We start from the raw sequence: 25,188 nt of genomic DNA, 5'->3' as shown, positions 1-25,188 counted from the left end.
ACCGGCTACCACCGCCAGTAGTAGCGGCCGTTGGCCGTCCAGGGGGTGGGGGCGTACTGGACGATGCGGAACGCCATGCCCTTGCCCTTGGCGATGAACTGGTCGCGGCGCAGCTTCTCCCGCAGCACCCCGTCGTAGTGCTGGTTGTCGTCGGACCACCGCTCGTACTGCTTCAGGCAGCGCTGCTCCGAGTGGTACGGGTTCGAGCAGGGGCCGGGCGGGAACCACAGCTGCTCGTGCCGGAACCGGATCACCGTCCCGGACGACTCCTCGGTGATCGTCCCCTCAGCGATCAGGCACACGATCGACGCGGGGACCTGCCACGGCACGTAGTGCTGCCGGTCCCCGTCCGAGGGGATCGGCCGTTGGTTCGTGCAGTCGAGCCCGTCGCCGATCCCCTCCGATTCGACGCGCTGCCGGTAGTAGGTGCCGTTGTCCGACCAGCCGTCCAGCAGCAACCAGTCGCCGGACTGGATGAACCGCTCACTGCTCTCCGGTGGCCACGCGTTCGGGTCGCCCCACGCCACACTGGATTCCGGGGTGCCCTCCAGCGGCGTCCATGTCCACTTGTTCCGCCAACCGTCCTGGTCGTGCGGTTTGTTGTCCTCCGCCCAGAACTCGCCGCCAGATCGGACTTCGGTCATCGAGTAATCCGCGTACGTCTCCGTGGTCGCGTTCGCTGCTGGTGAGCCGACCAGCACCAAGCACGCCACCAACGCCAGCCGGGCGATCATGACGCGCCGCTGAACAAGGCGTTGGCGAGTTGTCTGGCCATGGCGTTTCCTAGGACGACTTGCGCAGATGATGGCGCCCGTGCTTTCGGGCGTACTCCAGTCTCCGATCGCTTCCCGCTCGCGGCCGGTGGTCATCAGCTCGTAGTGGGACACCCGAAGGGTGATCGTCGCCGTGTCGCCGCCGAGGCTGGTCCCGCATCGGGTGCAGGTGTGCTCGTGCCATGCCGGGCCATCGGACACCCCCGAACCGCCGAAACAGCAGGAGGCCGCCGTGCCATCCCCACGGGCGGGCCGCCGCTGAGATCACCCGCACTTGATCCGCAGGCACGACGGCGAACAGCGCACCCGCCAGCTCGGGACCAAAACTCCGCAACAGCGCGGTTACCATGACCGCAACGGCAATGCGGCTGTCGGCGCTTGCCACCAGCTGCTCGAAGCACTCAACGTCTGCCCAACAGCAGGACTTGCGGGCAGGTCGAGGTCGGTTCCATTGTGACAGTCTTGGTGTCACACTCTGGGTGGAGCACCTGCCGCAACGAGGAGGCACGCCACAGATGTCCGAGGCGTTCGTCTACGACGCGATCCGCACACCACGCGGTCGCGGCAAGAAAACCGGGTCGCTGCACGGGGTCAAACCGATCAGCCTGGTCGTGGGCCTCATCCGGGAACTGCAGCGGCGTCATCCCCAACTGGACCCCGCGCTGATCGACGACGTCGTGCTGGGCGTGGTCTCGCCGATCGCCGACCAGGGCGCCGACATCGCCAAGACCGCCGCGCTGGCCGCGGGCCTGCCCGAGACCGTCAGCGGTGTGCAGCTCAACCGCTTCTGCGCCTCCGGGCTCGAAGCGGTCAACATCGCCGCCCAGAAGGTGCGCTCCGGCTGGGAGGACGCCGTGCTCGCCGGGGGCGTCGAGTCCATGTCCCGGGTTCCGATGGGCTCCGACGGCGGCGCCTGGGCGATGGACCCCGAAACCAACTTCACCACCTCCTTCGTGCCGCAGGGCATCGGCGCCGACCTCATCGCCACCACCGAGGGCTTCGACCGGGAGGCCGTGGACGCCTTCGCCGCGGAGTCGCAGACCCGCGCCGCCAAGGCTTGGGCCGACGGCCGGTTCGCCCGATCGGTCGTGCCGGTGACCGACCGCAACGGGATCACCGTCCTCGACCGCGACGAACACATCCGGGCGAACACCACAGTGGACAGTCTTGGCCAGCTGAAACCGTCCTTCGCGGACATCGGCGAACTCGGCGGGTTCGACGCCGTCGCGCTGCAGAAGTACCACTGGGTGGAGCGCATCGAGCACGTGCACACCGCCGGGAACTCCTCCGGCATCGTGGACGGTGCCGCGCTCGCGCTGATCGGCGGCGAAGCCCTCGGCGAACGCACCGGACTGCGCCCCCGAGCCCGGATCGTCGCCGCCGCGCTCAGCGGCGCCGACCCGACGATCATGCTGACCGGCCCCGGCCCGGCGGTGCGCAAGGCACTGGGCAAGGCCGACCTGAGCATCGACCAGATCGACCTGATCGAGATCAACGAGGCATTCGCCGCGGTCCCGCTGAAGTTCATGAAGGAATTCGGCGTCGGGCACGACAAGATCAACGTCAACGGCGGGGCCATCGCGATGGGCCATCCGCTGGGCGCCACCGGGGCGATGATCCTGGGCACCCTCATCGACGAGTTGGAACGCCGCAACCTGCGCTACGGCCTGGCCACGCTGTGCATCGGCGGCGGCATGGGAATCGCGACTGTCGTCGAACGGATCGGCTGAAGGACATCACGAATGAGCGAGCAGAACACCATCCGCTGGGAGTCCGACGCCGACGGCATCGTCGTGCTGACCCTGGACGACCCGCAGCAGCAGGCCAACACCATGAACGAGCGCTACCGGCGCAGCATGGCCGAAACGGTGCAACGCCTGGAAGCGGAACGCGAGAACATCACCGGCGTCGTCATCACCTCCGCGAAGAGCACCTTCTTCGCCGGTGGTGACCTGCGCGACCTGGTCCGCGCCCGGCCCGGTGACGCCCAGCGGGTCGCCGAGACCAGCACCGCCATCAAACAGCAGTTGCGCCGCCTCGAAACCCTCGGCGTGCCGGTGGTCGCCGCGCTCAACGGCACCGCACTCGGCGGCGGGTTGGAGATCGCGCTGGCTTGCCACCACCGCATCGCCCTGAACACCGCCAGCGCCCGCTTCGGTTTCCCCGAGGTCACCCTCGGCCTGCTGCCCGGCGCTGGCGGTGTGGTCCGCGCGGTCCGGTTGCTGGGCATCGCCGATGCGCTGCTCAACGTCCTGCTGCAGGGCCAGCGGCTGCGCCCCGCGAAAGCGGTGGAAGTCGGCATCATCGACGAACTCGTCGATGCACCCGAACAACTCCTGGCCCGCGCCAAGGAGTGGATCAAGGTCAACCCCGACGCCGCGCAACCCTGGGACCGCGCCGGGCACAAGATCCCCGGTGGCACGCCGTCGAACCCGAAGTTCGCCGCCAACCTCCCGGCGTTCCCGGCCAACCTGCGCAAACAGCTGAAGGGTGCGCCGCTGCCCGCGCCGCGCAACATCCTGGCCGCTGCGGTGGAGGGCGCGCAGGTCGACTTCGACACCGCGCTCACCATCGAAGGCCGCTACTTCGTGGAACTCGTCTGCGGCCAGACCGCCAAGAACATGAGCAAGGCGTTCTTCTTCGACCTGCAGCACATCAACTCCGGTGGCAGCCGCCCCGGCCGTGAAACCGCTTGGCAGGCGAAGAAAGTGGCGGTGCTCGGGGGCGGCATGATGGGCGCGGCCATCGCCTACGTGTGCGCCAAAGCCGGAATGCAGGTCGTGCTCAAGGACATCTCCACCGCAGCGGCCGAGAAGGGCAAAGCGTATTCGGCGAAGCTGCTGGAGAAGGCCATCGCCAGGGGCCGTTCGACGCAGGCCGAGGCGGACGAGTTGCTCAGCCGGATCGCACCGACCGACCAACTCGGGTCGCTCGCCGGATGTGACCTGGTCATCGAGGCCGTCTTCGAGGACCCGGCGCTCAAGAAGCAGGTTTACGCCGAAGTGCAGGACGTCGTCGACGCCGACGCGCTGATCTGTTCCAACACCTCCACGTTGCCGATCACCAGCCTCGCCGAGGGCGTGCGCCGCCGCGAGGACTTCATCGGCCTGCACTTCTTCTCCCCGGTCGACAAGATGCCGCTGGTGGAGATCATCCGCGGCGAGCACACCAGCGACCGGGCGCTGGCGCGCGCGTTCGACGTGGTCCGCCAGATCAACAAGACACCCATCGTGGTCAACGACAGCCGCGGTTTCTTCACCAGCCGGGTCATCGGCACGTTCATCAACGAGGGTGTGTCGATGCTCGCCGAGGGCATCCACCCGGCCTCCATCGAGCAGGCGTCCGCGCAGGCCGGATTCCCAGCGCCCGTCCTGCAACTGTTCGACGAACTGACCCTGACCCTGCCGCGCAAGATCCGCGACGAGAGCAAGCGCGCCGTCGAAGCCGCCGGTGGCACCTGGACCCCGCACCCCGCCGAGCGGGTGCTGGACCGGATGGTCGACGAGTTCGACCGCAAGGGGCGCTCCAGCGGCGCGGGTTTCTACGACTACGTCGATGGCAAGCGGGCCGGTCTGTGGCCGGGATTGGTCGAGCACTTCGGTGCGGCCGACCGCGATCCGGCCGAGGTGGGCCTGACCGACCTCATCGAACGCATGCTGTTCATCGAGGCCCTGGAAACCGTCAAGTGCCTGGACGAAGGTGTGCTGCACTCGGTGCCGGACGCCAACATCGGGTCGATCCTGGGCATCGGATTCCCCGCCTGGACCGGCGGTGTCGTGCAGTACATGAACGGATATCCGGACGGGCTGGCCGGATTCGTCGCACGCGCACGGGAACTGGCGCAGCGATACGGGCAGCGGTTCGAACCTCCGGCCTCGCTGGTCCGCCGGGCGGCCGCGGGGGAGCCGTTCGACCTCGGCGAACCCGACGCGGAAATCGTCGCCGCCACGGCGGCGTGAGGCAGTCGTGAGTGCTGGTGGTCGTTGGAACGACCACCAGCACTCACGAGAACGGAGGCTGATCGTGGTAGCCCACTCCGCGACACTTGCCATCAACGAACGGTTGCAGGCCAAGCGGGCTGCTGGGGAGCGGGTCGTGCACCTGGGATTCGGCGAGGCCGGGCTGCCGGTTCCGCCGCACCTAGCGGACGTGCTGGCCGCCGCCAGCCCGCTGAACGCGTATGGGCCGGTGGTCGGCACATCGCAGGTCCGCCGGGCCGCCGCCGGTTACTTCGGGCGCCGGGGACTGCCGACCGGAGAGGACCAGATCATCGTCGCGCCCGGCAGCAAAGCCCTGCTGTACGCGCTGATCACCGCGCTGCCCGGTGACGTCGTGCTGCCGCAGCCGTCGTGGGTCACCTATGCCGCGCAGGCTGCGCTGGCCGGGAAGCACGTCATCGGCGTGCCAGTGCCGCCGGAAGCGGGCGGCGTGCCGGACCCGGACGAACTCGACCGCGAGCTCCGCGAAGCCCGTGCCACCGGGCATCAGCCAGGCATCCTCGTGGTCACGCTGCCGGACAATCCGACCGGCACGCTCGCCAGCGAGGACCTGGTCAAGCGGGTTTGCGCGGTCGCCGCGGAGCACGATCTCGCGATCATCTCCGATGAGATCTACCGCGATCTCACCTACCGATCGCGGGTGTGCAGCCCGGCGACCGTGCTGCCGGACAGGTGCTTCGTCACCAGCGGGCTGTCGAAGAGCATGGCGTTGGGCGGTTGGCGAATCGGTTTTTCCCGGTTCCCGGACGGTGCACTTGGCAGGCGGGTGCAACGCGACGTCGTCGGCATCGCCAGCGAGATCTGGTCCAGTCTCGCCGCTCCGATGCAGGAGGTCGCCGCACACGTCCTCGACGAATCGGCGGAAACCACCGCGCACATCGCTGCCAGCCGCGCACTGCACGAACACGTCGCCAAGGCCACCCACGAACGGTTCACGGCAGCCGGGATCCCGTGCCGAGAACCGCAGGCGGCGTTCTACCTCTACCCGGACTTCGAACCCCTGCGGCCGGTGCTGGCCGAACGCGGCGTTGGCGACGCCGACGGCCTCGCCGAATACCTCCTCGACCAGCACGGAATCGGGGTGCTTTCCGGCGCTGCCTTCGGCGACGACCCGGCAGGACTGCGGTTCCGCGCCGCCACCAGCCTGCTCTACGGCAGCACCGACGAACAGCGTTGGACGGCGCTGCGCAGCGACGACCCGACCGCGCTGCCATGGATCGCGGACACGCTCACGCAGCTGGGCAACGCGTTGGACGCGATCCGGAAACCCTGACCTAGCAACGGCAAAGGCGCCGTGCCCACGCTGGCCCGGCGCCTTCGCCCATTCGTCGCGTTCAGCCCGCGCTCGGGTGGTCGACGATCGGCGCGTTGACGCACTGGTCGGCCTGCGGGGACAGGATCGGCACGACGATACCGATCAAGACGCCGACGTTGTTGCCGCACGCCTGCACCGGGATGGCGCTCACGTTGTTGTCCTCCAGGACGTTGATGCCGTCGTTGTCCGCGCTGTCGGCGAAGGCCGGAGACGCGACGGCCAGCATGGCGGCGGCAGCCGTGGCAACACTCGCAATACGTGCACCAGTACGCACTGTGGCTTCTCCTCAAGTTGACTGATTCGCGGGGTGCATCCATGCCCTGCGGTGCCGGGGCATCGTCGGAGCACGTCCGCATCCAGCGGCGACCGCGCGGCAGAGTTTGCGCGACATCCACCGAGAAAGTCGAATTCCACCGGGCTTTTCCAGCAAGATTCACAACATGAGGTGAAGAATCCACTATAGACTGTCATGAAACAGTTGCACGGAAAAGAAAAGTGGTCCCGGAACTGGTTCCGGGACCACTCGATGCGACCGCTGATTCAGCGCGGCGCCAGAGTTCCGGTGACGTGATCGACCACCGGGAGCTGCCCGATGATCCGGTGCACCGGGGCCTGCGAGACCAGGTCGGTGACCCGACCGGCCACGTTCTGGGACATCGCACCGACGCCGCCCCCGTCCAACTGGGAGACGACCGGGAGCTTGCCAGCAACCGGCAGGACCCTCTCCGGCTGCGGCAGGGTCACGGGCTCGCCGGAGTTCTGCAACGGGTTGTTCGCCAACGTCGGGGCGACCATGCCGACGGGGTTGGTCAGCGGTTCCGCCTCGTAGCCCTGTGCGGCGGTCAGGTCGACCGCGGTGTCCAGCGCCGAGGTGCCCTGGTGGTCGGGTTTCAGCGGCCCGACCTCGGTGTCCAGCAGCGCCGCGTTGGGGAGGCGTTCGGTGACGACGCCGAGGTGGTTGGGCGTCACCGAGCCGCCGACGGTCGGGCGGGTTTTGGTCATCTTCGCGACGCGGGTGGTCTCGGCGAAGACGTGGTCGAGCACCCGGTTCGGCTTGCCGGGGGTGAGCAGCGGACGGCCGTCCCGCAGCTCACCAGCCACCCCGTGGCCGGTGGTGGTGATGTCCGCGCCCACCTTCTTGATCAGGTTCGGGGTGTTCGCGTGCAGTTGGGTGTCCGCGCACGGTGCCTTGGCCGGGCCGTAGCCCGGTTCGTTCTGCATCTGGCAGGCGTTCATCGGGGCGAAGACCTCGATGTTGTCCGGAACGGACGACAGGTCCGGCTTCGGGATGTCGACGTTGTCCGCGGCAGAGGCGGCACCGGTCCCGACTGCGGCGAACCCCGCGGCCACAACGGCTGCCTGTACTGTGCGCGTGGTCCAGGGGCGCAAGATCTGTTCTCCTTGGGTATGACGTGTTGACACGGCTGCCTCGGTATCGGAGGACGTGCCGACGATCTTGACCCCGAAGATCCCGCGACCACCCGAACGAGTGAGGAAAGATCGGTTCGCCGACCTGGCGGTGCGGCGATTTCGTTGGAAACGCTAGAGGTTCTGCGCGAGGCTCGGGCTGAGCAGGGCCAGCAGATGATCGGTGGCCTGTTCCGGAGTGACCTCCGGGTGGCGCTCCCGCCAAACCGCGAGCCGTTCGCACGCGCCGATGATCGCCTCGGCGAATGCCTCCAGCCGCACCGGATCGAGCGCGGGGCGGGCGGTTTTCAGCAGTCCGGCGGTGAAATCCACCTGCTGCGCGCGGATCGCCTCGAATTCGGAGTTCACCGAAGCGCTCGACACGGCAGCCTCGTTGCGCAGCAGCGCCCACGCCTGGGCGTGCTCGTCGCCGAATTTGAAGAAGGCCAGCAGGCAGTCGTGCAGCAGCTGTTCCGGAGTGCTGGCAACGGCGGCCGCGACCGTGGTGGCGGCCAGCAGTTCGCGCTTGGACTTCTGCAGGCAGGCGAGCAGCAGACCCTCCTTCGAACCGAAGTACTCGTAGAGCATCGGCTTGGACAGGCCGACCCGTGCGGCGATGTTGTCCATCGAGGCGGCCTGGTAGCCGTCGGCGGCGAACACCTGCTCGGCGACGGCCAGGATCTGCCGCTCCCGCTCGGCTCGCGGCATCCGCTTGCGCCCGGTGGTCGGGGCCTGCTGCGCATCCACGGAAGCACCCTACCGCAAGTAACCTACTGGTAGTAGGCTACCGTTGGGTAGTTTAGTCGTGTCGGTGTCCTAGGAGGGCCTGATGGCGCAACGGCAAACGCGGGACCAGCGCAGATATCAGACATCGGTGGTCATCGTAGGCAGCGGGTTCGCCGGACTCGGGATGGCGATCCGCCTCAAGCAGGCCGGCATCGACGACTTCATCGTGCTGGAGAAGTCCGCCGATCTCGGCGGCACCTGGCGGGACAACACCTATCCCGGCTGCGCCTGCGACGTGCCGTCGCTGATGTACTCCTTCTCGTTCGAGCAGAACCCCTCCTGGTCCCGGATGTTCGCCGAGCAGGGCGAGATCTCCGACTACCTGCAGCGCTGCGCCGACAAGTACCGGGTGCGCGAGCACATCCACTACGGCGTGCGGTTCACCGGCGCCGAGTACGACGAGAGCGCCAACACCTGGCGGGTGTCCACGGCGGACGGGACCGAGTACGTGGGACGCGCGCTGGTGTCCGGTGTCGGCGCCCTGCACATTCCGAGCTACCCGGAACTGCCGGGTGTGGAGACCTTCGAGGGCGAGGTGTTCCACTCCGCGGAGTGGAACCACGACTTCGACCTGGCCGACAAGCGCGTCGCGGTGATCGGCACCGGAGCCAGCGCGATCCAGTTCGTCCCGCGCATCGCCGAGCAGGTCGCCCGGTTGCACCTGTTCCAGCGCACTCCGCCGTGGATCCAACCGAAACCGGATTGGCCCATCCCGAGTTCCTGGCAGCGCCGGTTCCGCCGGACGCCGATGTTGCAGCGCATCGCGCGAGCGGCGCTCTACTGGTTGCTGGAAGCGCGCTACGTGGCGGTGTTCAACCGTCGGCTCGGCAAGCTCGCCGAGCGGATGTCCAAGCGCCACATCCGCGAAACCATCAAGGATCCGAAGGTGCGCGCGGCGGTGACGCCGGATTACGCCATCGGCTGCAAGCGGATCCTGCTCTCCAGCGACTACTACCCGACGCTGAACCGGTCCAATGTGGACCTCGTGACCAGCGGGGTGGCCGGAGTTCGGCGCCGCTCGGTGGTCACCGGCGACGGCGCGGAACACCCGGTGGACGCAATCATCTACGGCACCGGCTTCCACGTCACCGACGCGTTCGCCCACCTGGGCATCGTCGGCCGCGACGGTCGCAAGCTGCAGGACGCCTGGCGCAACGGGATGGAGGCATACCTCGGCATCACCGTCTCCGGCTTCCCGAACCTGTTCTTCCTGCTGGGCCCCAACACCGGACTCGGCCACAACTCCGTGGTGTTCATGATCGAGTCGCAGATCAACTACGTGCTCAGCTGCCTGCGGCCGATCTGCCGCGACGAAGTGGGCCAGGTCGACGTGCGGCAGTCGGTGCAGGACTCCTTCAACGCCGAGATCCAGTCGAAGCTCACCGACGCGGTCTGGTCGGCAGGCGGCTGCCGAAGCTGGTACCTCGACGAGAACGGCATCAACCGCACGATCTGGCCCGGATTCACGTGGAAGTACTGGCTGCGCACCAGAAAAGCGAATCCGGCCGACTACGAGATCACCGCGGGCGAATCCCGTTGAAGCTTCGCACGGGCGTTCGATATAGTGGAACGGTCACTGTCGAACAGCCCCGTTGGGGCTCACCCTTGAGCAAGGGGTGGCCATGTCACCGCTGTCGTCCGACGAACTGCGCGGAATCCGCGAGGAACTGAGCGCCGGAACCACTCCGACGGTGTGGTTCACCGGCTCGGCCGTTGGCGTCCAGGAAGGCCGTTCCGGCAAGGTCGTCGCTCTCGGCGAACCGGCCGAGGGCGACTTCATCCAGGTCCGCCCGGCTGGCTCGAAGGACGTGCTGTCCTTCTCAGCGGCGGAGGTCACCCGGGTCAAACCACCCCGCAAGCGGGCAGCGCCAGCTGAGCCACCGGCGAAGCCCGCGGCGCCAGCCCCAGCTCCGGCGAAACCTGCGGCCGCTGCGAAGCCCCGGGCCGCTGCGGCTTCGACCCCAGCGCCAGCAGCTGCGTCGGCCTCGACGAAGTCGGCCGAGAGCGCGGCGGCGCGGCGCAAGCCGCGTCAGCCGAAGCCGGTAGGCGGAGCGACGGTGACGCTGACGGCGGATCAGGACGGCCAGTGGAGCGTGGAGGTCAGCACTGGCAAAAAGCGGGTGCTGCGCCCGACGCCGGTCGCGGCGAACGCGGTAGCCCAGGCGGCGAAAGCGCTGCACGACGATGTCGCGGCGGCAGTGGAGCCGTTGATCGACGCTGCCCGCGAGCAGCAGCGAGCCCGAGTCGAACAGCTCCGAGCGGAGCTCGCGGCAGCGCAAGCGGCGCTAGACGAATTGACGGACTGAGCCGCACGACACACTTCGACGTCCGAAGGACGCCCAGCCGTACCGTCGTGCGCGGATTCGTTCACGACCGGACGTGATCGCGCTACGGCCGTTCCCACGCACCGGTCGCCTGCGTGCTGGGTGCATGCGATCCCCAGCGGTGTGGCATCGCTGTTGCTGCGACACAGCCACACCGCCGATCCAAAGGCCGTAGCTCGCGTCGATGCCGCGTCTGAACAGATCGCACCCGCCAGATGTGCGGCGATGAACATCCGCGCGTCAGTCAGGAGAGGTGCACGACGCCCACCCTGCTGCTGCCCACGCCGAGTGCGAGCCGCGACCCGCTCCGGTCCAAACGCAAGCCCACGCTCCAAGATCAACACCCGCCCGCGGAGCTCGTCTCATGCCGGAGCAAGGGAACCTTCCTGTCACTCCCCGCCTTGGTCCGTGCCGCATTTCCGCAGCAAGGGAACCTTCCTGTCATCGTCGCCCGGCCCGGCGCCCCAGTTCCCGCAGTATGGGAACCTTTCTGTCATCCGTCACCGAGCACGCCACGGCGTCAGCGCGTGCGGCGTGCTCTGCTCGTTGATGACCGAGGTCGATCAGGACTCGATGTCGGTGATGGTGGTCATGGTCTGCTCGCCGCGCTCAGTCGGTGGGATCCGGTCGTAAGCCGCAGGGTCGAGTTGGTTGACCTGGCCGCTGGCGACCGACGAGAGGATTCCGTCAAGTCCGATGTAGACGGTTCGGGTCAGCATCTCCCGGTACTGCTCGCCGAGCGTCTGGGTCTGGCCGCGGACCTCGAACAACACCGCCCCGCTGCCGTTGAGCTGGAACGAGCCGAGCCCGGTGCCCGGCAGGTTGATGTCCTGCGGGTACAGCGTGATGTTGCCGAAGTCGGGATTCTGGTTGGCTGCGGCTTGCAACGCGTTGTACGCGGCCACGTTCAGCTGCTTGGAGTACTCCGGGCGGAAGGTGTCGGCGAAATCGGCGTACGCGGCACCTGCCGGAGTAGCGGGGTCTGCGACAAACTTGCCGGACAGGCTCATGGTCACGAACCGGTCGGTGCCCGGAACCGTGTAGCACGCGCCCTGGTGGTGCAGGTCGATGTAGGTGTCGACCGCGCCGAATTCGGCCTGCAACGAGCGGTAGACGTCGCGAACTGTCTGCGTCTCGGGGCTGATGAACCAACCCGGCTGGTCGCTGGAGCCCGGGAAGTCCTGGGGCTGCGGCTGGTAGTCGAGATTCGGGTTGTAGTCGCGGTTGACGTCGAAGCCAGGCCGCTGCGAGTAGTCGTCACCCTGCCGCGGCTCGGTGTAGTAGTTCCACGCCGGTTGCGCGGTCGCCAGCTGCGGGAAGCGGGCCTGCACTTCCTGCCACGTCATGTCGTTGCCACGCCGGTCCAGCGCCGCCCCGTCCGGGTTGATCTTCGGCATCGCCACCACGGTCAGCTGCTCGCGGATCTGCGCGGCCCGACCTGAATCCGAGGTGCCCAGGTAGTCGAGCAGATCCAGCACCGCGTCTGGCCCGGTCTTCTCGTTGCCGTGGATCTCGCCGGTGATGAGCACAACCTTGGGACCAGTGCCGACACGCGCGAGCAGCATGTCGCGGCCCCGGTTGGATTCGCCGACGGTTTCCACCGCGACCTTGCCCGCGCTCACCCGTTCGATCCGGTCGAGCTCGACCAGGATTTCGTCGTAGCTGGTGAACTCGGTGATCGGGTTTTCCCGCGGTTCCTCGCTGCACGGTGGTGGGGCCGCCATCATCGGTGGTGCGGTGGCTGCTGCGGGAACGAACGCCGATCCCACGACCAAAGTCGCCAGTGCCAGTGCTCGCATCCGATGCATGCAGACCTCCCAGCCGTTGCAGTGACGGCCTTAGCCAAGCCGATCTTCGCCAACGCCACAATCGGCCAGGAGGGGACATCTCGGTCTTTTGGTCCGGATGGACAGACGGCGTGTGCGCGGCCTATCAAGAACTGGTGCGAGTACCGGTTGAATCGCGTGCCAAGGACAGGACGCCGTTGCAGCTCCGGTCTTTTCGGTTGTTGCTGGTGGCTACAGTCGGTGGCTTCGCCGGATACGGACTGCTGCTGCCGGTCGTCCCGTTGTGGGCGGTAGCGGGAGGCGCGGGTGAGGTCGCGGCGGGTGCGACGAACGCGGTCTTCATGCTCGTCACAGTGCTGACCCAGCTGGGCATGCCGTGGCTGCTGAAGCGGATCGACCACCGCCTCGCCTTCGGGCTGGGCACCGTCCTGATCGGCCTGCCGACGCCGTTGTTCGTGCTGTCCAGCGATCTGTGGCTGCTGCTTGGCGTGTCCGGCCTGCGAGGGGTGGGCTTCGGCCTGCTCACGGTGACGGGCGGCGCGCTGGTCGCCGAACTCGTGCCCGCCAGGCAGCGCGGCCGTGCGGCTGGCCTTTACGGGTTGTCGGTCGGTCTGCCGAACGTTCTGTTCCTCCCGGCTGGGGTGTGGTTGGCCCAGCAGATCGGGTTCGCTCCGCTGTTCTGGATCGCCGGGGCGTTGCCGGTGGTGGCGACTGCCGCGGTGCTGGGCATGTCACGGGTGCCGGTCCGGCCCACTGAGCGGTCCGGCACGCCTGCATTCCCCGTCGCGTTGCTGCCGCTCTGGACGGTCATGACTGCCGCGGCAGTCGCGGCTGGCGGTCTCGTCGCGTTCCTGCCGCTGGCCGTCGCCGGATCGATGGCACCGGCGGCGCTGATGGCTTTCGGCGCCGCCACCATGCTCGGCCGTTGGACCGCCGGGCAGTTGGGCGATCGGCTCGGCCAACACCGGGTGCTGGTTCCAGCCGTGGTGCTGACCGGGTTGGGCACGGGTCTGTTCGCGGTCGCGGCTGGGGGTGTGCACCCGCTGGCTCTGCTGGGCGCGGTTGCTTCCGGGATCGGGTTCGGCGCGGTGCAGAACATCACCCTGGTCGTGATGTTCGAACGTGCCGAATCTGGTCCGGCCAGCACGGCCTGGAACATCGCCTACGACGCGGGCAACGGCCTCGGCTCAATGGGCTTCGGAATCCTGATCACCTTGTCGGGCTATCCGACAACCTTCGCCATCGCAGCGACCCTCGTCACCCTCTGCGTTCCCCTCGCCACAAACCGCCACCCCCGCCGCGACTGAGAGCAAGGGAACCTTCCTGTCACCACCCCGGCCCGCATCGCTGGCGCTCCGGTCAGGCGACCGCAGCATGGGAACTTTCCTGTGACTCGAACTCGTCGATGCTCGACCTGGCTGGAGCTTCGGAATAGGAGAACTGTTCTGTCATCCGCCCCTGGGGCGGGTCGCATTTCTGCAGGAAGGGAACCTTCCTGTCATACGCAGTGCGGACCGGTGCCGTGAAACGTGGCGAAGGGCGTTTGCCATCGGGTGAGGTGGGCAGCCTTGCCTGCTGGGCGTGGCGGCGGCTGAGACTTTTGGTGTGTCTTTCGACACATGTGACGGCTGATGCAATCTGCTGAACGACACGGGCGGAGGGATACGGGGGTGAACAGTCCGTGACGGAGCCGGGCCGATCCCCCGGGCGCTCGACCACCTAGAATCCGAGTTGTGTTCCGCAGCCTGTTGACCCCGCGTTGGCTGCTGCTGCATGCGCTGTTCGTCATCGCCACAGTCGCCACCGGCTTTCTGGCCGTGTGGCAGTGGGACCGCGCGCACGAGGCTGGGGGAAGTTTCCAGAACCTCGGCTACGCCCTGCAGTGGCCGTTGTTCGGCGTGTTCACGATCTTCCTGTGGATCCGGCTGATGCGCATGGACGTGCACGGGAACCAGGAAGAGGCCGAACCGGAATCCACCGCAGAGCCCGCTCCGGAGGATGCGGTTGCGGCGCAGCTCGGCGACGGGCCCACGACCGCCACCCGTCGGAAGCGGCCGCTGGTGCCGCCACCAGCGCCGCCCGTTGATGCCGACGAAGATCCCGAGCTCGCCGCCTACAACCAGTACCTGGCTGAGTTGAGCGAGAGGGATCGGCGCGCTAGCTGAACGTGATGTCGCCCTTGATCTCGCGCGCCTGAATCAGATTGTTGACTTGGCCGTGGTTCACATTCACCACGCTGTCGTCGGTGGCCGAGATTTCCTTGTACAGCTCTTCCCCCTCGGAGCGCAGCTGCTCAGCGAATGCGGCGTCCTGTGCGCAGACCTGATCCAGCCGCTCGGCCAACGCGGTGATTTGCGGCTGTCCGGCAGACGGCTGCTCAGCGGCTTCGAGCGCGGCCTGCGTCTCCGGGTCGTTCTGCGCCCTCCGACGCAGCAACTCGCGGACTTTCGCCAGGGCCTGGGTTCCGGCTGCGCCTAGCGCGGTGGCGACCTGACCGGCGAGTGCGGTGGCAAGGGAATCCAGGAACGGATCGGTCATATCTCCTCCGCGTGATCGACTCCGATGGTCACCAAGTGTAGTGATCAGGTCCATGTCCGTGGAGGTAGTCGGCCCGGACTCGTCCGTTTGGTGCAACGTCGTGTGGACCAGCGGATGTGATATCAACGAATCGACTGACAGCAAAGAGAAGCAGGTGTCGACTGGTTCCGCGAAAGCGGGTGTCGACGGGATGCTCTCCGGCCGTCGGTGGACTGGTGAGACAGGTCCTGGGTGGGCACCGCGATCCACGGTCGGTGGTCAAGTCGTATGGACATTTGATGATTGGGGCAGGCGTGCGCGGCGGCGTGCTGTTGAAAATGTTCGGGTTGTGCGTCCTTGCTGGCGTCCTGGTGGCGGCCTTGCTGCTCCCGATGGCGACCGGTGCGGGGGCAATGGTCAACCAGACGACAGACGCCATGTCCAAGATGTCTGGTTCGCTGGCTAGGCGGGATATGCCGCAGGTGTCCACCGTCACGGACAAGGACGGCAAACCGATCGCGTACTTCTTCCAGGACTACCGCATCGAAACGCCGCCCGAGCAGGTCGCGGACACCATGAAAGCCGCGATCACCGCGGTCGAGGACAAGCGTTTCTGGGACCACGGCGGTGTGGACTGGCACGGCACCATGCGTGCGCTGGCGACCAACCTCAGCAGCGGTGAGACGGCGCAGGGCGCCTCAACGATCACCCAGCAGTACGTGAAGAACTACCTCGTGCACGTAGCGGCGAGCAACGAGGTGGAGGCGGAGAAGGCCAAGGAGACCACGATCGCCCGAAAGCTCCGGGAGGCGAAGATCGCCGTTGAACTGGAGCGCACCATGTCCAAGGAGGAGATCCTCACCGGATACCTCAACGTGGTGCCCTTCGGGAACCAGACGTTCGGTGTCGGCGCGGCCGCCCAGACCTACTTCGGCACCACGCCCGACAAGCTGACCATCGCCCAATCCGCGCTGCTCGCCGCGGTCGTCAACCAGCCGGGCTCGCTGAACCCCAACAGCAACCCGGAAGACGCGTTGCAGCGGCGCAACCTCGTGATCGACCTGATGACGGATCCGAACAACAACATCCGCATCACGAAGGAAGACGCCGAAATCGCCAAGAAGGAGCCGCTGGGTGTGATGTCGCCGCTCGGGCGGCCACCGAACGGCTGCGTCGGCGTCGGGGACGGCACCACCGACGGGTTCTTCTGCAGCTACGTCGTGGACTACCTCGAACGGCTCGGTATCGACACCGACAAGCTGAAGACCGGCGGCTACACCATTCGTACGACGCTCGACCGCAAGTCCACCAACGCGGCCAAAGCCGCCGCCGAAGCCCAGGTGCCGACGCAGACGGAAGGCATCGCCAACGCCATGGCGATGGTCGAGCCCGGCAAGGACAAGCACAAGGTTCGAGCGCTGGTCGCCAACCGCGACTTCGGCAACGACGCGAGCAAAGGCCAGACGGCGTATGACATCGTCAGCCGGGTGCAGCCCTTCGGCGCTGGCTCGATCTACAAGGTGTTCACCGCGGCGACCGCTATCGAACAGGGCATGAGCATCTTCGACACGCTCGACGTGCCACCCTCTTACACCTCTCGCGTTTACAAGAACGGGACCGCGCCGTACACCGTTGGAAACGCCGACGGTGTGCAGCCGGGGCCGAGAACATTGCAGATGGCATTGGCCACCTCGCCGAACACTGCTTTCGTGGCGTTGCAGGAGAGGGTTGGCCTCAACAACGTCGTCGACATGGCCTCGCGGATGGGCTTGCGGATCGGCATGAACGGCGTCAACGCCAGCGGTCAGAGCCTGAAGTCCGACGGCTCGAACGGGCCGTCCCAGGCGGATGCGATCAAGAAGGGCAACCGGGGCGCGTTCACCCTCGGCTACACGCCGACCAGCGTGCTGGAACTGTCCAACGTTGCCGCAACGATCATGAGCGACGGGGTGTACTGCCCGCCCACCCCGATCGAAGAGGTGACGGACCGGCACGGCAATCCGGTTCCGCTCAACGATGCGCCATGCGAGCAGGTGATCTCCCCGCAGGTCGCGGCCACCCTCGCGCAAGGATTGAGCAAGGACGACACCGACGGCACGTCCCGCGCCGCGGCACAGGCCGTCGGCTGGAACCGACCCATGATCGGCAAGACCGGAACCACCCAGGAACACAAATCGGCCGGGTTCCTCGCCGCCACCCCGCAGATGGCCGGAGCAGTCCTGACCTACGCCGACGGCAGCAGCCCCGAGGGCATCTGCGATGGCGGCGGCGACGCACCGCCGTTCCTGTGCGGGAAGAACGGCGGCAACATCTACGGTGGCAAGGTGCCAGCCAGAACGTGGTACGACGCAATGACCAAGATCCACGAGGGCCTACCGGTAGCCCCCCTACCAGGCACCCCGGCCCCGTAGTCAATCCGCAGCAAGGGAACCTTCCTGTCACGCCATCGACAGGAAGGTTCCCTTCTTCGTTTCATGCCAGCCCACCGAGTCGAGGTACGAAGCGAGCATGGGAACCTTCCTGTCACTTCGGCGGGACGGGGCGCCTGGTGGTCCGTGCTCCCGGTACTCAGCAGGCGCTCAGAAAGGGTTGGCAAAATGCCGACGTGAGCACCGAGCATGACCGAGTCGACGTCCGCGGCACTGTAAGTTTCGTCGCGATCGCCTACGCACCGGCGTGGCTGCTGACCTTGCCGCTTTGGCTCACGGGCGACGGTCTGTCGTGGACTTGGGCGCCGGTCGTATTAGTGCTCATGATGTTCATGCCAGCGGTGGCAGCCATCGTGGTCACCAAGTGGATCAGCCCGCGACCGAAGTTGCTGCGCAGCCTCGGCATTACCAATCCCGGCGGAATCCGGAAGTGGTGGCCTTATGTCCTGATTGCCTGGTTGGGGCCGCTTCTGGCTGCGGTCCTCGCTCTGCTGGTCGGTGACCTTTTGGGCGTGTACCAGGCCGATTGGACTGGTTTCTCCGGGCTCACTGAACAGTCCGGGCCCACAGTGGTCGGTGCGGCGCCGCAAACATCCCCTGGGACTCTGGCGCTCATCCAGATCGCCCAGATCTTCGTGCTGGGTTGGCTGCAGGCGGTGCCCGCGCTCGGTGAAGAGTTGGGGTGGCGCGGCTACCTGACCCAAGCACTGCTGCCGCTCGGACAGCCTGGGGCCTTTCTCACGACAGGTGTGCTCTGGGGTCTTTGGCATGCACCTGTACTGATCCTCGGCTACAACTACCCGACGGTCCCGATCGTCGTCGCGTTCATCATGATGGTGTGCTTCTGCACGCTGGTCGGGACGTTGCTGGCCTGGCTCAGGCTTGCTTCAGGAAGTGTCTGGCCATCCGTGATCGCGCACGGATTCCTCAATGCGGCGGCCGGTTTGGCCACGGTTTTCAGCGCGGCCGGGCACCCGGTCGACAACGCTTCAGTGGGCCTTCTCGGTTGGACTGGGTGGATCGTACTCGCGCTGCTGATCTTGGTGCTCGTCATGATCGGCAAACTTCCGGTGCGGATTCCGGTGGAGAAAGTCGGGATCTCCCGAGGCGTCAACCGCCGCAACCGACGCTGAGGATTGCGACGAGAGCATGGGAACCTTCCTGTCATCTGACTGAGGAGATGTCTGCCGGTCGCAGGGAACCCCGATTGCTTCAGCCCGTGGTTCGCGGAGTGACAGCATTGGGCTATGACGAGTTTGCTGCCCTCCACCCAGCGTGCGTTGCTGCGGCGTCTGGCGGTGGAGCAGAGTGAGAACCGGGTTCCCTCGCTGATTGCGGGCCTGATTCGTGATGGTGCGACGATTTGGGTGGACACCCGTGGGCGGGTCGGTGGTTGCTCCTCCACAACGGACACCCAATACCGGATCGGTTCGATCACGAAGACTTTCGTCGCGGTTTTGGTGATGCGCCTGCGCGACGAAGGTCGGCTCGACCTCGTTGACAAGCTCGACGAGTACGTTCCAGGAACCTCGATCGGAAAGCGAAGCATTAGCGAGATACTTTCGCATTCGAGTGGCGTGACTGCCGAACCCGCTGGGCAATGGTGGGAGAGAACTCCAGGCGGCAACGCTGACGAACTGCTGTCCAGCATCGACGAACATGCACTGCGCCCGACGCCGCGTCATGGCTTCCACTACTCCAACGTTGGGTTCGGAGTACTGGGCGAGTTGGTGTCCCGGCTGCGTGGAGCTCCTTGGCATGAGGTGTTGCGGCGCGAGATCTTGGCGCCGCTCGGTATGAACCGCACCACGTTGAGCCCGGTCGCACCACACGCAGACGGGTTCGCCGTGCACCCGTGGGCGGATGTCTTGCTGTCCGAGCCGACCGAGGACGCCGGGGCGATGGCCCCGGCTGGCCAGCTGTGGTCGACTTTCGACGACCTGACCAGGTGGGTGCGCTTCGTAAGCGGCGACACCGGCGAGGTGCTGCACCCGGACACAGTCTCGGAGATGCGGTCTCCGGCCGCGGTGGACGATGGCGCCGAATGGCGGAGCGGCTCGGGGCTCGGGCTCCAGTTGCTGCGGCATCGGGGACGCCGGTTGGTCGGGCACGGCGGCTCGATGCCCGGTTTCCTCGCGACGATCTGGGCAGACCCGGCCGAAGCCACCGGCGTGATCTTCATGGCCAACACCACAGCAGGCGTCACCGGAGCCTTCGCCACTGACCTGCTCGACCTGCTCGAAGAGCACGAACCGCGAATCCCCGCCCCGTGGGAACCTCGCGCCGACGTGGACATGCGACTTCTCGACCTCACCGGCCAGTGGTACTGGGGACCGATGCCGCACGTTCTGCGGGTTCTGCCCAGTGGCTTGCTCGACCTTTCGCCGTGGCAGGGGCGGGGGCGAGCGTCGCGATTTCGAGCCAATGCCGACGGCACTTGGACCGGATTGGACGGCTACTACGCGGGGGAAGTTCTCCGAGTAGGACGTGACGCGGACGGCGTTCCCACGCACCTCGACCTCAACACTTTCATCTTCACTCGCACGCCGTACGCCCCGGACGCACCAGTTCCTGGCGGTGTCGCAGGCTGGAACCCAGCCCGGTGATCCCGGTCTGGAGTGGGAGCAAGGGAACCTTCCTGCCACAGGTGACAGGAAGGTTCCCTTGCTTCGACGGTCCGACGGCGTCCTGCCCGGCGCTGGGCTCAATAACGTGGGGCAGAGTGCCGGGAGTCTGGTCGAAGCGGTGTGCGGCATCCTGGTTGGTATGGCCGCAGACCTGCCCGTTACCAGTCGTTGGAGCATCCCGGCGGCCGAGCTTTCCGAGCGCTTCTCGCGATCCTCGGGGCCAGGTGGGCAGGGAGTTAACACGACGGACTCGCGGGTCGAACTGTCCTTCGACCTCGCACACTCACCCTCCACACCACAGTTGTTGCGGGAACGTGCGATGGAACGCCTCGGCCGACGTCTTGTCGACGGCGTGATCACGATTGCGGCGTCGGAGCATCGAACACAGCTCGCCAACCGCCAAGCCGCGCGAGAGCGGTTGGCCAGTCTGCTGGCCGAAGCTGTTGCGCCCCCGGCACCCAAGCGGCGGCGCACCAAGCCGACCAAGGGCTCGCAGCGGCGGCGCCTCGCAAGCAAGAAGCGGCGCGCCGAGGTGAAGCGGCAGCGTCGTCGAGGTGATCCCGGCGACGCCTGACGCGGGATGCGGCTGCTCGCCGCTAGCCTCGGTGGAGGACGCGAGTAGAAAGGACATTGCCGATGCGCACGGCGTGGGTCTTGCCGGGTGGCTCCACTTTCGGGGCAATTCAGGCTGGCCTGGTTACGGCGTTGTTCGAGGTTGGTGTCGAACCCGACTTGCTCATCGGGACCTCTGCTGGCTCACTCAACGCTGCGTGGCTCGCTGGCGATCCCACACCGACTGGCGCGGCAAAACTTCGCGAAATTTGGGCGTCGATGCGGCGCACGGACGTCTTCCCGATTCAGCCGACACGGATACTCGCCGGGAAACTCGGGTTGTCCAACCACGTGATGAGCAACCACGGACTGGCCCGCTGGCTGCACAACAACCTGCCGTTTCGCCGGTTGGAGGACGCTCAGGTACCGGTGACCGTGACCGCAACCGATATCGACACCGGTGAGCCCGTGTATTTCGAGAGCGGCCCCGCGCTTCCGCCATTGGTGGCGTCCTGCTCGATTCCCGGCATGTTCCCGCCGGTACAGGTCGGGGACCGATGGCTGGTGGACGGTGGTCCGGCGGCGTTCATGCCGATCAGTCGCGCTGTCGAGCAGGGTGCGGAACGTGTTTTCGTGCTGCCTTGCGGCGGCACCGAGCCCTTTGAATTCAACGACCCCAGACGCGGGATCGGCTCGATCGCGACCTGGCCACCGCCGAAAACACCACCGAGGTCGGTCGGAGGCGTGAACGGAGCGGCGCTGGGCGCGGCGATGGTATCCGCCGCGCGACTGGACATGCAGTTGAATGCGACGCGTTGCGAACTCTACGTTTTGCCTGCCCCGTCGGTGATTGGCCTCTCGCCGTATTCGTTCGCCCACGCCAGCGCCTTGATCAATGCTGCCTGGGAGATCGCCAAGCGCTGGCACCCCACGGCCAAGCCCGTACCGGTCGGACCTGTTGACATCGGCGGCCATCCGATCGCAGACGGCCGATTCGGGGTCTCGGAATCAGCGCCCAGCGCACAGTGACCAGGCTGGGAGCAAGGGAACCTTTCAGTCACGCTCTGACAGGAAGGTTCCCTTGCTCCCGACCAGGATCAGTTCGGGACTGGTGTTGGCTCAGCTAGTTCGTCGACGGCGAGTCGTTCGGGCGGCGCCGTGGCTGGGCGCGCCACGGTCACCGCAACGTTGACGAGGATGTTGACCGCGAGCCCGAGCAAGCCAGCGTTGATCCCTAGCCACGGGTCGTTGCCGGTGGCGACGAGCAGCGCGACAACAACCACCCCTGACGCGAGTCCGGCTGCGGCACCAGCGGTCGACATGCGCTTCCACAACAAGCTGATCAAAACCACTGGCAGAAGTTGTGCCAGCCCTTGGTACGAGAGCACTGACAGTTGCACCAGGGTGCTTGGTGAAATGAACGTGAACAGCAACGCCACCAGTCCGACGAGGAAGGTGACCAGTTGGGACAGTTGCTTCTGCCGTGGTGCAGTTCGGGGATGTACGCCCAGGACTGACCGACCCCACATCGTGCCGATCACGAGCATGAAGACCGCCATCGGGACGATCGATGACAACGCTCCGGCAACCCCGACGAGGCCAACGAGCCACGCTGGCATCGAGTCCACCACGAGCTCGAACATGGCCAGGTTCGAATCACGAAGTCCGGGGACCACGAACACGGCCGCCAAGCCCAGCAGGATAGGAACGAACAACAACACCTGGTAGAAGGGCATGATGATCGCGTTGCGTCGCAGCACGCCCGGACTCTTCGCACCCAGGTAACCGGCCACAGTGGTCGGAAAGATCGTGTAAACAACGCCGTTGAGCAAGCCCGTCGTGGCGAACCACAGCATGCCGAGGGATTCGTCACCGTGCCCTGGCAGCACGAGCCACTCCGGGCGTTCTGCGACGAGCCGATCCAACATGGGCCCGAGCCCGCCGAAGTAGTGCACGGGCACGTAGACGAAGACGATCAACAGGGTGACGATCACCAGGCTGTCCTTGAGGATGGACACCCAGGCACTGCCGCGCAGCCCTGAAAAGATGATGAACGCCTCGGTCACCACGAATGCGATGAAATACCCCGTACCCAAGCCGATCGTGCCGTAACTGATCGTGGAAACGACCACACCCATGCCGGTGATCTGAAGCTGGATGTAAGGGAGCAGAAACACCGTCGTGAGTATCGCCACCGCCGCGCCGAACCACGGGGAGTCGAACCGGTATGCGGTGATGTCAGTGATGTTGTGCAGGTTGTTGCGGTGGGCGTAGTGCCACAGGATCGGTCCGACTACGTAGCCCACGGCGAACCCGATCGCCAGATATGCCAGGAGATAGAACACCGGCATTCCGTAGTTGTAGGACCAACCAGCCGCGCCGAGGTAGCTGAAGCTCGTGTAGGTCTCGCCCGCCATGAGCACGAAGATCAGCACGACGCCGAGGCTGCGCCCCCCGATCGACCATTCGGTGAGATTCGTACGGTCCCGCCCCCGCAGGGAAAGCAGGCCCAATGCGACCGCGCCGAACATGAAGGCAGCGAAAATTCCGACCGATATCGTGGCGTTGGTGCTCACTCGCCGTCACCTCTTCCGCGATCTCGATCGGCGCGCCACAGTGGATCCTTGCGGGCTGCGAGCCAAATGCACCCTGGGGTCAGCACGGTTGCCAGCAGCGTCCAGAACATGAAGAACGGCAGGCCCAGGACAACCGGTTCGATCCTGTTGTACAGCGGGAGTGCCAGCACATAAAGCACGACCGGCCCCAACAGCCACCACAGCGATTTTCGTTTCTTGAGCACGTACCCCTCCGGACCCGTTGCATCCGACTCAGCTGGGAACCTATGGCGTGCATGTGACAGGAAGGTTCCCATGCTCTTTCCAGTCAGGCCGTGGCTCGGCGCTTCCGCGTCAGCTTCGACGCTGGCTTTAGCGCTGGCTCCGGCAACTTCGCGGCTCTGGTCGCCGTGTGGAGGATCACGGCGGGTCCTCGTCGCGCCACACCGGTCTTCCGCCTACCCAGGTTTGGTGAACGTGGATTTCTGGCAGGTGTCTGGGGTCGATTGCGAGTGGATCGTCGGACAGCACTACGAAGTCCGCCAGGTTGCCCGTCACGAGTCGGCCTTTTACTGCGGCCTCGCCAGCCGCATATGCCGACCCGGTGGTGTAGATCGCGAGTGCCTCTTGCGCGCTGATGCGTTGTGACGGTCCAAGGATCTGTCCGGCAGTTCGCCCGATCGATGAGACGCGGGTCACGCAGCTGGCAAGTCCGAGCAGTGGTTCGAATGGGCCACACGGGAAGTCGCTCGATCCGGCCACTGGCACACCCGCCTCCAAGAAGCTGCGGTGCGCGAACATCCGTTCCAGACGCTCCACACCGTAGTAGTCGACGAGCTTGTCTCCATGGAATGCGACATAGCTGCCGAAAGGGACGGCGACGGCGCCGAGGTTTTTCATGCGTGCCAGGATTTCCGCGTCCACCAGGCTGCAGTGTTCGAGCCGATGCGCGGTGGTTATCACCGGATGTGCTGCCCTCGCTTGTTCGAGAGCGGTGAGCACGAGCTTGATCGCCCGGTCGCCGTTGGCGTGGATGGCAAGTCGACTACCGGCCGCGTGCACGCGAAGCGCCAGTTCGTTGAGCTCGTCGGTGCTCAGCGTTTGAATGCCGTGATCATCGGTGCCTTCGAAAGGTTCCTCGACCAGGCAGGTGCCACCGGCGACAGCACCGTCCGCGAATGCCTTCACACCTCCAACCCGCAGCCAGTGGTCGCCGAACCCAGTACGCAGACCTGCGGCGAGGAAGGCGTCGAAATGCCGAAAGGTGAGCAGAGCGTTGACCCGCGCAGTCAGCTCGCCCCGTTGGCGTGCCTCTTGCAGCAACGCCAACTCGGTGGGGCCGACCATCGCATCTCCGACGCTGGTGATACCAGCGGCATTCAGCGCACGAAGGCTCCTCCTCAGCTGCACCAAGGCGGTTTCGGTGTCTTGCACGGGCAACACAGGGCGGCCACGGGCGAGCGACGGATACGCCAGATCGAACAGCGCTTGCTCGTGGACCACACCGGTGAGGTGGCCCGCGGCATCCCTGCTGAGCTCACCACCAGGTGGCGGCACGCTGTCATCGGACAGACCAGCAGCGGCGAGACCCGCAGAGTTCAGCACACCCCAATGCGCTCCGATATTGATCAGCAGCACGGGGTGGGTTTCGGTGACTTCATCCAGATCCGTACGCGACAGCGGCGTACCGCCGGTCGACTTCCCGTGGTCGTAGCGAGTCCCGAGCACCCACTCTCCGCTCGGCGTGTCGCACGCACGGCTCCGGAGCTCATCCAGCAGGACAGTGCGGGAGCCCGCCGCTGACAAATCGACGCCCCGTTGGTTCGCCGCAGTCATCGTTGGATGCTGATGTGCGTCGTTGAACCCAGGGGCGATTGAGGCTTCCCCGAAGTCGATCAAGCTGGCATCGGGCATGCGGCGGCGCAGGTCACCGAGGTCGCCGACACCGACAACCCGCTCGCCTTGGATCGCCAGAGCAGGCCGAGCTGCGTAAACGTACGGCTGGTCGGCCATCGTGATGATCCGGCTGGCGGTGACCAGAGTTGGTGGTTGTCCAGCGCTCGCCACAGCACCTCCCACGACAGCGGTCGATGCCCTGGCATGCTGCCTGGTAAATCA

Annotated in this window: 21 protein-coding genes; 12 read left to right on the top strand and 9 right to left on the bottom strand. The window is 66.2% G+C overall.

The window, feature by feature from the left end; all coding sequences use genetic code 11:
• Positions 1–5 precede the first annotated feature (5 nt).
• Positions 6–734: a hypothetical protein gene (locus MOQ72_RS04545; RefSeq protein ID WP_242180712.1), complete on the bottom strand. Its 729-nt coding sequence runs from the start codon at positions 732–734 to the stop codon at positions 6–8.
• Between the two features lie 554 nt (positions 735–1,288).
• On the opposite strand from MOQ72_RS04545, the gene MOQ72_RS04540 reads away from it, so the two are divergent.
• From MOQ72_RS04540 to MOQ72_RS04530, 3 genes are all read left to right on the top strand, one after another.
• Positions 1,289–2,503 (top strand): acetyl-CoA C-acetyltransferase, encoded by a 1,215-nt coding sequence (locus MOQ72_RS04540; RefSeq protein WP_242180710.1) that lies wholly within the window; start codon positions 1,289–1,291, stop codon positions 2,501–2,503.
• A gap of 12 nt (positions 2,504–2,515) precedes the next feature.
• Positions 2,516–4,732 (top strand): 3-hydroxyacyl-CoA dehydrogenase NAD-binding domain-containing protein, encoded by a 2,217-nt coding sequence (locus tag MOQ72_RS04535; protein WP_242180709.1) that lies wholly within the window; start codon positions 2,516–2,518, stop codon positions 4,730–4,732.
• Positions 4,733–4,796: 64 nt separating this feature from the next.
• Positions 4,797–6,044: a pyridoxal phosphate-dependent aminotransferase gene (locus MOQ72_RS04530; RefSeq protein ID WP_242180705.1), complete on the top strand. Its 1,248-nt coding sequence runs from the start codon at positions 4,797–4,799 to the stop codon at positions 6,042–6,044.
• A 61-nt stretch (positions 6,045–6,105) separates the two neighbouring features.
• On the opposite strand, the gene MOQ72_RS04525 is transcribed toward MOQ72_RS04530, so the two are convergent.
• The 3 genes from MOQ72_RS04525 to MOQ72_RS04515 all read right to left on the bottom strand — a co-directional run bounded on the left by MOQ72_RS04525 (position 6,106) and on the right by MOQ72_RS04515 (position 8,240).
• Positions 6,106–6,360, bottom strand: coding sequence for a hypothetical protein (locus MOQ72_RS04525; RefSeq protein ID WP_242180703.1), 255 nt, complete (start codon positions 6,358–6,360; stop codon positions 6,106–6,108).
• Between the two features lie 266 nt (positions 6,361–6,626).
• Positions 6,627–7,475 (bottom strand): hypothetical protein, encoded by an 849-nt coding sequence (locus MOQ72_RS04520; protein ID WP_242180701.1) that lies wholly within the window; start codon positions 7,473–7,475, stop codon positions 6,627–6,629.
• A 153-nt stretch (positions 7,476–7,628) separates the two neighbouring features.
• On the bottom strand, positions 7,629–8,240 hold the full coding sequence (locus MOQ72_RS04515; protein ID WP_242180699.1) for a TetR/AcrR family transcriptional regulator: 612 nt from the start codon (positions 8,238–8,240) through the stop codon (positions 7,629–7,631).
• 82 nt (positions 8,241–8,322) lie between these two features.
• Here MOQ72_RS04515 and MOQ72_RS04510 point away from each other — a divergent pair, with 82 nt between their 5' ends.
• Positions 8,323–9,819, top strand: a complete 1,497-nt coding sequence (locus tag MOQ72_RS04510; RefSeq protein ID WP_242180697.1) for a flavin-containing monooxygenase — start codon at positions 8,323–8,325, stop codon at positions 9,817–9,819.
• Positions 9,820–9,901: 82 nt separating this feature from the next.
• A complete protein-coding gene (locus MOQ72_RS04505) occupies positions 9,902–10,585 on the top strand; it encodes a DUF6319 family protein (RefSeq protein WP_242180696.1) in 684 nt (227 codons plus the stop codon).
• Positions 10,586–11,166: 581 nt separating this feature from the next.
• Here the strand turns inward: MOQ72_RS04505 and MOQ72_RS04500 are convergent.
• Positions 11,167–12,411, bottom strand: coding sequence for a M14 family zinc carboxypeptidase (locus MOQ72_RS04500; RefSeq protein ID WP_242180695.1), 1,245 nt, complete (start codon positions 12,409–12,411; stop codon positions 11,167–11,169).
• A gap of 206 nt (positions 12,412–12,617) precedes the next feature.
• Here MOQ72_RS04500 and MOQ72_RS04495 point away from each other — a divergent pair, with 206 nt between their 5' ends.
• Together MOQ72_RS04495 and MOQ72_RS04490 are read left to right on the top strand one after the other, a co-directional pair.
• Complete coding sequence (locus MOQ72_RS04495) at positions 12,618–13,697, top strand: MFS transporter (protein ID WP_242180694.1); 1,080 nt, start codon at positions 12,618–12,620, stop codon at positions 13,695–13,697.
• Positions 13,698–14,123: 426 nt separating this feature from the next.
• The gene (locus MOQ72_RS04490; protein WP_242180693.1) at positions 14,124–14,555 is read left to right on the top strand and encodes a hypothetical protein; all 432 of its coding nucleotides are present in this window, start codon (positions 14,124–14,126) and stop codon (positions 14,553–14,555) included.
• Here MOQ72_RS04490 and MOQ72_RS04485 read toward each other — a convergent pair.
• A complete protein-coding gene (locus tag MOQ72_RS04485; protein ID WP_242180692.1) occupies positions 14,548–14,928 on the bottom strand; it encodes a hypothetical protein in 381 nt (126 codons plus the stop codon). The genes MOQ72_RS04490 and MOQ72_RS04485 overlap by 8 nt on opposite strands.
• Positions 14,929–15,206: 278 nt before the next feature.
• Between MOQ72_RS04485 and MOQ72_RS04480 the strand changes: the two genes are divergently transcribed.
• From MOQ72_RS04480 to MOQ72_RS04460, 5 genes are all read left to right on the top strand, one after another.
• Positions 15,207–17,318, top strand: coding sequence for a transglycosylase domain-containing protein (locus MOQ72_RS04480; protein WP_242180691.1), 2,112 nt, complete (start codon positions 15,207–15,209; stop codon positions 17,316–17,318).
• A 137-nt stretch (positions 17,319–17,455) separates the two neighbouring features.
• Positions 17,456–18,469: a CPBP family intramembrane glutamic endopeptidase gene (locus tag MOQ72_RS04475; RefSeq protein WP_242180690.1), complete on the top strand. Its 1,014-nt coding sequence runs from the start codon at positions 17,456–17,458 to the stop codon at positions 18,467–18,469.
• A gap of 114 nt (positions 18,470–18,583) precedes the next feature.
• Complete coding sequence (locus tag MOQ72_RS04470; RefSeq protein WP_242180689.1) at positions 18,584–19,942, top strand: serine hydrolase domain-containing protein; 1,359 nt, start codon at positions 18,584–18,586, stop codon at positions 19,940–19,942.
• Between the two features lie 160 nt (positions 19,943–20,102).
• A complete protein-coding gene (gene arfB / locus MOQ72_RS04465) occupies positions 20,103–20,537 on the top strand; it encodes an alternative ribosome rescue aminoacyl-tRNA hydrolase ArfB (RefSeq protein ID WP_242180688.1) in 435 nt (144 codons plus the stop codon).
• Between the two features lie 62 nt (positions 20,538–20,599).
• On the top strand, positions 20,600–21,544 hold the full coding sequence (locus tag MOQ72_RS04460) for a patatin-like phospholipase family protein (RefSeq protein WP_242180687.1): 945 nt from the start codon (positions 20,600–20,602) through the stop codon (positions 21,542–21,544).
• 68 nt (positions 21,545–21,612) lie between these two features.
• Here MOQ72_RS04460 and MOQ72_RS04455 read toward each other — a convergent pair whose 3' ends face one another.
• The 3 genes from MOQ72_RS04455 to MOQ72_RS04445 form a co-directional block, all read right to left on the bottom strand.
• Positions 21,613–23,091: a sodium:solute symporter family protein gene (locus MOQ72_RS04455; RefSeq protein ID WP_242180686.1), complete on the bottom strand. Its 1,479-nt coding sequence runs from the start codon at positions 23,089–23,091 to the stop codon at positions 21,613–21,615.
• Positions 23,088–23,315 (bottom strand): DUF3311 domain-containing protein, encoded by a 228-nt coding sequence (locus MOQ72_RS04450; RefSeq protein WP_242180685.1) that lies wholly within the window; start codon positions 23,313–23,315, stop codon positions 23,088–23,090. Before MOQ72_RS04450 ends, MOQ72_RS04455 begins: the two co-directional genes overlap by 4 nt.
• 175 nt (positions 23,316–23,490) lie before the next feature.
• Positions 23,491–25,137 carry an amidohydrolase gene (locus MOQ72_RS04445; RefSeq protein ID WP_242180684.1) on the bottom strand — a complete coding sequence of 549 codons (1,647 nt, stop codon included), beginning with the start codon at positions 25,135–25,137 and terminating at the stop codon, positions 23,491–23,493.
• Between the last annotated feature and the right edge of the window lie 51 nt (positions 25,138–25,188).

Origin of the sequence: Saccharopolyspora soli, from assembly GCF_022678645.1 — a bacterium.
In the GTDB taxonomy this organism is placed as follows: Bacteria; Actinomycetota; Actinomycetes; order Mycobacteriales; family Pseudonocardiaceae; genus Saccharopolyspora; species Saccharopolyspora soli.
The sequence above is the reverse complement of the archived record's forward strand: the minus strand, read 5'-3'. Positions and strand labels throughout refer to the sequence as shown.